The organism is Streptomyces sparsogenes (genome assembly GCF_001704635.1).
In the GTDB taxonomy this organism is placed as follows: Bacteria; Actinomycetota; Actinomycetes; order Streptomycetales; family Streptomycetaceae; genus Streptomyces; species Streptomyces sparsogenes.
On sequence record NZ_MAXF01000113.1, the window covers coordinates 1 to 8146 of the forward strand.

3 protein-coding genes and 1 pseudogene are annotated in these 8146 nt (G+C 69.4%); all 4 read left to right on the forward strand.

What is annotated here, in order from left to right; genetic code table 11:
* On the forward strand, positions 1 to 3044 hold a 3044-nt coding region (locus tag BBH68_RS23670), incomplete at its 5' end, for an RHS repeat-associated core domain-containing protein (protein WP_141713049.1).
* Positions 3017 to 3676, forward strand: a complete 660-nt coding sequence (locus tag BBH68_RS43310) for a hypothetical protein (RefSeq protein ID WP_245738255.1) — start codon at positions 3017 to 3019, stop codon at positions 3674 to 3676. The genes BBH68_RS23670 and BBH68_RS43310, both read left to right, overlap by 28 nt.
* Positions 3677 to 3925: 249 nt before the next feature.
* Positions 3926 to 4495 (forward strand): hypothetical protein, encoded by a 570-nt coding sequence (locus BBH68_RS23680; RefSeq protein WP_104531385.1) that lies wholly within the window; start codon positions 3926 to 3928, stop codon positions 4493 to 4495.
* A pseudogene (locus BBH68_RS23685) lies at positions 4495 to 8146 on the forward strand (putative T7SS-secreted protein); the annotation flags it as partial. The gene BBH68_RS23680 and the pseudogene BBH68_RS23685, both read left to right, overlap by 1 nt.

Here is an 8146-nt window from a genome sequence, read left to right on the forward strand (position 1 = left end):
CTCGGCGGGCCCTGAAGCTGACCACCGAGGGCGGCCGGATCACCGCACTCCACCTGGCCGGCGGCGCCCCGGACGGCTCGGATCAGCAGATCGTCCGTTACGGCTACACCGACGGCAACCTCACCGAGGTCGTCAACTCCTCCGGCCTGCCGCTGCGGTTCGAATACGACGACGAGCGCCGGGTCATCTCCTGGACGGACACCAACGACCGCCGCTACGACTACGTCTACGACAACCGCGACCGCTGTGTCGCCGAGGCCGGCACCGAAGGCCACGCCTCCATCCGGATCGACTACCACGGCGTCGACCAGCGCACCGGCCACCGGATCACCGCCGTCACCACCGCCTCCGGCCACACCGCCAAGTACCTGATCGACGACGCGTGCCAGGTGGTCGGCGAGATCGACCCGCTGGGCGCGTACTCCCGCACCGAGTACGACCGCCACGGCAGGATGCTCGCGCACACCGACGCTCTCGGCCATCGCACGGAATGCCGTTACGACGAGTCCGGCCACCTGGTGTCCTTCACCCGACCCGACGGCAAGGAGTCACACGCCACCCACAACGCCCTGGGCCTGCCGACGACGATCACCGACGTGGACGGCGTGACCTGGACCCAGGAGTACGACGAGCGCGGCAACCGCACCGCCGTGACCGACCCCGCCGGGGCCACGACCCGCTACACCTACGACGACCAGGGCCGCCTGACCTCGACCACCAACGCCCTGGGCGAGACGACCCGCGTGCGCTGCGACGCGGCCGGCCTGCCGGTCGAGATCACCGACCCCCTCGGCGCGGTCACCACCTACCGGCGCGACGCCTTCGGCCGCCCCGTCGCCATCGTCGACCCGCTGGGCGCGACGACCCGCCTGGAGTGGTCCATCGAAGGCAAGTTGCTGCGCCGCATCGGCCCGGACGGTGCGCAGGAGACCTGGACGTATGACGGGGAGGGCAACTGCACCCACCACGTGGACGCGATGGGTGGGGTGACGGCGTACGAGTACACCCACTTCGACCTCCTCACCGCCGAGACCGGCCCGGACGGAGCACGCCACGAGTTCGAGCACGACGCCGAGCTGCGCCTGACCAAGGTCACCAACCCGCAGGGGTTCACCTGGCGCTATGAGTACGACCCGGCGGGCCGGCTGATCGCGGAGACCGACTTCGACGACCGCACGATCCGCTACGCACACGACGCGGCGGGCCGACTGGTCGCCCGCACCACCGCGATGGGCCGGACCGTCGTCTACGAGCGCGATGTGCTCGGCCGGATCACCACCAAGGACGCCGCCGGGCGGACCACCACCTACGACTACGACACGGCCGGGCGGCTGATCTCGGCCGCCGGACCGGACGCGGAGGTGATCCTCCAGCGGGACCGGATGGGCCGGGTGAAGTCCGAGATGGTGGCCGGCCGTGTGATGACACACCGCTACGACGCCCTGGGCCGCCGTATCCGCCGCATCACCCCCAGCGGCGCGACCACCACCTACACCTACGACGCGGCGGGCAACCGCACCGCCCTGACCGCTTCCGGCCACAGGCTTGAGTTCGAGCACGACGCCGCAGGCCGTGAAACCGCCCGCCGGCTGGGCAGCGCCCTCTCCTTCAGCCAGATCTGGGATCCCGCCGGACGCCTCACCGACCAGACCCTGACCGGCCCGGCAGCCGACACACTCCAGCACCGGGCTTACACCTACCGCGCCGACGGTTACCTCACCGCCATCGACGACCTGCGCACCGGCCGCCGCACCTTCGACCTGGACCCGGCCGGCCGCGTCACCACGGTCCGGGCGCGGGGCTGGACCGAGACCTACGCCTACGACGAGGCGGGCAACCAGACCCACGCCGCCTGGCCCGGCAAACACCCGGGCACCGAAGCGACCGGCACCCGTACCTACACCGGCACCCGCATCACCCGCGCGGGCGGCATCCGCTACGAGTACGACGACGCGGGACGCCTCACCCTCCGCCAGAAGGCCCGCCTGTCGAAGAAGCCGGACACCTGGCGCTACACCTGGGACGCCGACGACCGCCTCACGTCCGTCACCACCCCCGACGGCACGGTGTGGCGCTACCTCTACGACCCCTGCGGCCGCCGCACCGCGAAGCAGCGCCTCGCGGCCGACGGCGAGACGGTGGTCGAGCAGGTGGACTTCACCTGGGACGGCGCCACCCTGGTGGAACAGACCACGACCACGGCCGGTCTCTCCCATCCCCTCACCCTCACCTGGGACCACCAGGGCCTGCACCCGGTCGCCCAGACGGAGCGGATCACCGACACCACCACCCGGCGCGAGATCGACCGACGCTTCTTCGCCATCGTCACCGACCTGGTCGGCACCCCCACGGAACTGGTGGACGAGTCCGGCGACATCGCCTGGCGCACCCGCACCACCCTGTGGGGCACCACCACCTGGGCCGCCACCAGCACGGCCTACACCCCTCTCCGCTTCCCCGGCCAGTACTACGACCCGGAAACCGGCCTCCACTACAACGTCCACCGCTACTACGACCCCACCACCGCCCGCTACCTCACCCCCGACCCCCTCGGGCTGGCTCCCGCGCCCAACCCCAGCACCTACATCCACAACCCCCACACCTGGGCCGATCCGCTGGGCCTCGCGCCGGATTACCCCGAGGGCGAAACCCCTCCGAGCAATTGGGTGCCGGACGAGAACTATTCACCGGAGGCGATCGAGCGGCGCGTCGCGGGGAACGCCGACCGCAAGGCGTGGCACGAAACGCCCCAGGACGTCCACGACCTGGTGAACGATCTCATGAACAACCCCAACTACCCGCAACGCATGACGGGCCCGGCTCACGCTCGAGTGCCCGACTTCTACGAGAACCTCGGGAATGTCCGCGCCGGACATCGATGGGTGGACTCTCCCATCTACGACAACGGGGATCCGTCCAGCCAGTTGCGGGTCATGGTCGACAGGGACGGCAACATCGCCTATCTCGGCAGGCGCAAGGACGGGTCGCACAACTACGACCAGATCATTCCCTACCCTTGGGCGAAGAGGCCGCCGACCAATTAGCGTTACCCGTGATCATTACCCGTGGTCAGAGCTCAGAGGACTTCATGCAGGAAGCAGAACTGGCACAAGGACTGGCCGCAGCGGGCCTGACGTACCTGGGCATGGTGGAGCCATCCGCCCCACTCATTCCGCCGCGCCTGGCGGCCTTCGCGAATTCGGCGGCGGCTGAGGGAGAAGAGTGGGCCGCGAGTGTGGAATCCGACGCGCCGGATTTTCAGGAGAGATTCAACCACGAGTGGTACATGCTGGCCGCGGACCAGGGACTGTTCTCGCGGGAGGATCCGCAGTTCCTGTTCGCGTCGGCAGAGCCGGAATCCGGGCATGGCGCCTCGTGGTGGGCGCGGGTGGCGCTGCGGGCCGAATGGGACCTTGCCGGGGCCGGCGCCGCGGCCCAGGTGACGGGGTGCGGGTGGGGCCACCCTGAATTCGTGATGCTGTCGCTCGACGGCAATGTCATTGTCCGGGGGTCGCAGGGAGAGAAGTGGACGGATGTCGTCTGCCTGCGGAATCCGCACCGAATCCGGTCCCTGCGGGAGATGGGGGCCCGCATGACCGACAGCGGCTCGATTCCGCGGGAGACGAGGGAGGCCATCGCGCGCTGGCTGGCCCACGCGGCACCGGATGAACGCTGACCGGGGCCTCTCCCGGCTCCCGGGGTCAGGCTCTGGCGACACACGCCCAAATGGCGGTGACACTGCGTTGACCATCGAATACTCTTGCGCACCAAGGGAGTTCGACCGGGGAGGGTAACGCCGCGTGATGAGTCTGCCGGGGCAGATCGCGCTACGACGGATCAGGCGCCGCTTGAGCGCTACGCGTGTAGCCGGGGCAAGACCGACCCCCGGTATCGCCCTGCCCTGGCGGCCGGAGGGGGACGCTCGATGAGCGGCGGCAATAACCCGGACCTGAAGCTGGACAAGGCGGCGTTACAGGACATCACCAAGGGCCTGCGCGCGGCGATCAGCGAGTTGAAGGACATCGGGACGGCGACGGACGCGGTGATGGGGGCCGGGTTCGAGGAGTTGTCGCTGACCTCGATGGAGGCGGGACACAACGGGCTCGCCAAGGACTTCGAGGACTTCTGCGAGCGCTGGGAGTGGGGGGTGCGCGGCCTGATCCAGGACGCGAACAAGCTGGCGCAGAAGGTGGGCCTGGCGGCCGGGATGCAGTGGGAGGAGGACCGGTACATCGAGGGCACCTACAAGGTGGTGGCCAACTCGCTGACCGGCAACCCGCATCTGAGCGAGGAGGAGGTCACCCAGAAGAAGTGGGGGGAGATCTACTCGGCCTGGCGCCCGGACTACAGCCAGGAGTCGTACGACAAGGCGAGCGAGGAGATCAAGGCGACCTGGCAGGAGACGGGCGACGGGATGTCCCGCACCAGCAATATCGCGAAGTATGCCGTCCCGCCCGGGGAGCAGGGTGACGGACAGGACGGGGGCGCGGGCTGATGGGGTTCGGTGATTTCGTCCCCGATGTCATCGAGGACAAGTTCGAGGACGGCGTCGAGGCGCTCGGGGATGTCGTCGAGGCGGGCGGCAACACGCTCGCCGACGGCCTGGACAAGGTCGGCTTGGAGGGCGGGGCGGACTGGGTCCGCGACAAGTCCCGCTCGGCGGCCAACGCGCTGGGCGCGGATGTCGCCGAGATGCAGCTGGGTGAGACCGAGGACCCGAAGAAGCTCATCTACGGCAGCGCGAGCAAGATCCGGTCCACCGCCTCGCACCTGCGTGACTTCAAGAAGGCGTTCAACGACGTCGGCGACGGTCTGAAGCGGCTTGACTCGGCCCACTGGAAGGGCAAGGCGGCGGACGCGTTCCGTGAGGAGGTGGCCGTCGAGCCGAAGAAGTGGTACAAGGCCGCCGACGCGTGCGACAAGGCCGCCACCGCGATGGACACCTTCGCGGGCACGGTCGAGTGGGCCCAGACCCAGGCGCAGGAAGCGATCGACGACTACAAGGCCGCGAAGAAGGCCTCGCACGACGCGAGAACGGCCTACAACAAGCAGGTCGACGCGTACAACGCCGCCATCGAGGACGGCAAGGACGCCTGCAAACCGGGTGAGTTCCACGACCCGGGCCCGGGCAAGGCCAAGCTGGCGCAGCAGAAACTCGACGAGGCCCGCCGCCAGCGCAACGAGGCGGCGGACACCGCCCGCACCGCCGTCAAGTCCGCGCGCGACGCGGCCCCGCCCAAGCCGTCGTACTTCGAGCAGGCGGATGACGGCCTGACGGGCCTGAAGCTGGACGCCACGCATTTCACGGCGGGTGTGTTCAAGGCCGGTGCGGGGTTCGTCGGCTTCGCGCGCAGCCTGAACCCGCTGGATCCGTACAACATCACACACCCGGCCGAGTACGCGACCGGCCTGAACAACACGGCGGCGGGCCTGGTCACGGTCGCCAACGACCCCTTCGGCGCGGGAAAGCAGATGCTGGAGGGGTTCGCCAAAGACCCCGCCGAGGGCGCGGGCAGACTCCTTCCCGAGGTCGTGGGTGCCAAGGGGATCGGTGCGGCGCGCAGGGGTGTCACGGCGGGCAAATACGCCCGGCCGCGTGGCAGGATCCGCGACTCGTTGAAGAATTGGGGAAAGAAGGTCTTCGGCCGCAAGAAGAAGGAGTGCGGCGACACGGACCCGATCGACCTGGCGACGGGAAAGATGTTCCTGCCGCAGACGGACGTGGTCCTGCCCGGTGTTCTGCCGTTGGTGTTCACCCGACGGGTCGAATCGGGTTACACCGAGGGCCATTGGTTCGGCCCGTCGTGGTCGAGCACGGCCGACCAGCGGCTTGAGGTCGACGCCGAAGGTGTTGTCTTCCTGACCGACGACGGCATGATGCTGTCCTACCCGCACCCCGCCCCCGGTCTGCCGACCCTCCCCGAGGCGGGCCCCCGCTGGCCGCTCGAGCGTGACGAGAACGGCGACTACACCGTCACCGACCCCACCGTCGGCCACATCCTCCACTTCACCGGCCCGGACGGCGGGGGCGACGGGACCGCGCGGCTGGAGCAGATATCCGACCGCTCCGGCAACGTCATCGCCTTTGAGTACGACCCGGACGGCACACCTCTCGGCATCGTCCACTCCGCCGGCTACCACCTCAAGCTCACCACCGAGGCCGACCGGATCACCGCTCTCCACCTGGCCGGCGCGGCGCCTGACGGCTCGGATCAGGAGCTGCTCCGCTACGGCTACACCGACGGCAACCTCACCGAAGTCGTCAACTCCAGCGGCTTGCCGCTGCGGTTCGAATACGACGCCGAGCGCCGGGTCATCGCCTGGACGGACACCAACCAGCGGCGTTACGACTACGTCTACGACAACCGCGACCGCTGCATCGCCCAAGGCGGCGAGGCGGGCCACATATCCCTGCGCCTCGACTACGACGGCGTCGACCAGGCCACCGGCCACCGCGTCACCACCGTCACCACGCCTGACGGCCACGCCACCCGATACCTGGTCAACGACGCCTGCCAGATCGTCGCTGTCACCGACCCGCTGGGCCACACCACCCGCACCACCTACGACCGCCACGACCGTCCCCTGACCAGGACGGATCCGCTCGGCCACACCACGGCCTACGCCTACGACGAGGCCGGACACCTCACGCGGATCACGGGCCAGGACGGCCATGAGTCCGTCGCCACGTACAACGCGCTGGGCCTTCCCGTGTCCGTGACCGGCGCGGACGGTGCGACGTGGCGCCAGACCTATGACGAGGCTGGCCACCGCACCAGCGTCACGGACCCGGCCGGACACACGACCCGCTACACCTATGACGACCACGGCCACCTGACCGCCGTCACCAACGCGCTCGGCGAAACCACACGTGTTCGCTGCGACGCGGCGGGCCTGCCGGTCGAGATCACGGACCCGCTGGGAGCGACCACCCGCTACGAGCGCGACGCCTTCGGCAAGGTCTGCTCGCCGCGCGCACCAACCCGGACGGGACGACGGAGACCTGGACGTACGACGGCGAGGGCAACTGCACGCGGAGCGTCGACGCGGCAGGCGGGGTGACCTCGTACGAGTACACCCACTTCGACTTGTTGGCCGCCCGCACTGGCCCGGACGGTGTGCGCTACGAATTCAGCCATGACGCGCAGCTGCGCCTTACTCAGGTGCTTAACCCCCAGGGCCTCACCTGGTCGTACACCTACGATCCGGCGGGCCGCCTGGTGGCGGAGACGGACTTCGACAACCGCACGCTCACGTACACCCACGACGCGGCGGACCGCCTCGCGTCCCACACCAACCCGGCCGGCCAGACGGTCCGCTTCGAGCACGACGCGACGGGCCGCGTCACCAGCAAGAACGTCGAAGACCGCGTCACCCACTACACGTACGACCCCGCAGGCCGCCTCGTGCAGGCCACCAGCCCGGGCGCCGAAGTGGTCTACCAGCGCGACCGACTGGGCCGGATCAAGGCGGAAATGGTCAACGGCCGGGTCGTGACCCACACCTACGACGCCTTGGGCCGCCGCACCCGCCGCACCACGCCGAGCGGCGCCACCACGACCTACACCTACGACGCGGCAGGCAACCGCACCACCCTCACGGCCTCCGGCCACACCGTCGCTTTCGATCACGACGCGGCAGGTCGCGAGGTCACCCGGCGTATCGGGGACGAAGTAACCCTGTCCCAGATCTGGGACCCGGCGGGCCGCCTTACCGAACAGACGCTGGCCGGACCAGCCGCCGACACGATCCACCACCGCACATACACGTACCGCGCCGACGGCTACGTCACCGCGATCGACGACCAGCTCTCCGGCCGCCGCACCTTCGATCTCGACGCGGCGGGCCGCGTCACGACGGTCAGGGCACACGGCTGGACCGAGAGGTACGCGTACGACGAGGCGGGCAACCAGACCCAAGCCTCCTGGCCCACCGAACACCCCGCCCAGGAAGCCACCGGTGCCCGCGCCTACACCGGCACGCGCATCACCCGCGCGGGCAACATCCGCTACGAACACGACGAGGCGGGCCGCCTCACACTCCGGCAGAAGTCGCGCCTGTCCAAGAAGCCCGACACCTGGCACTACACCTGGGACGCCGAGGACCGCCTCACATCCGTCACCACCCCCGACGGCACGGCGCGGTG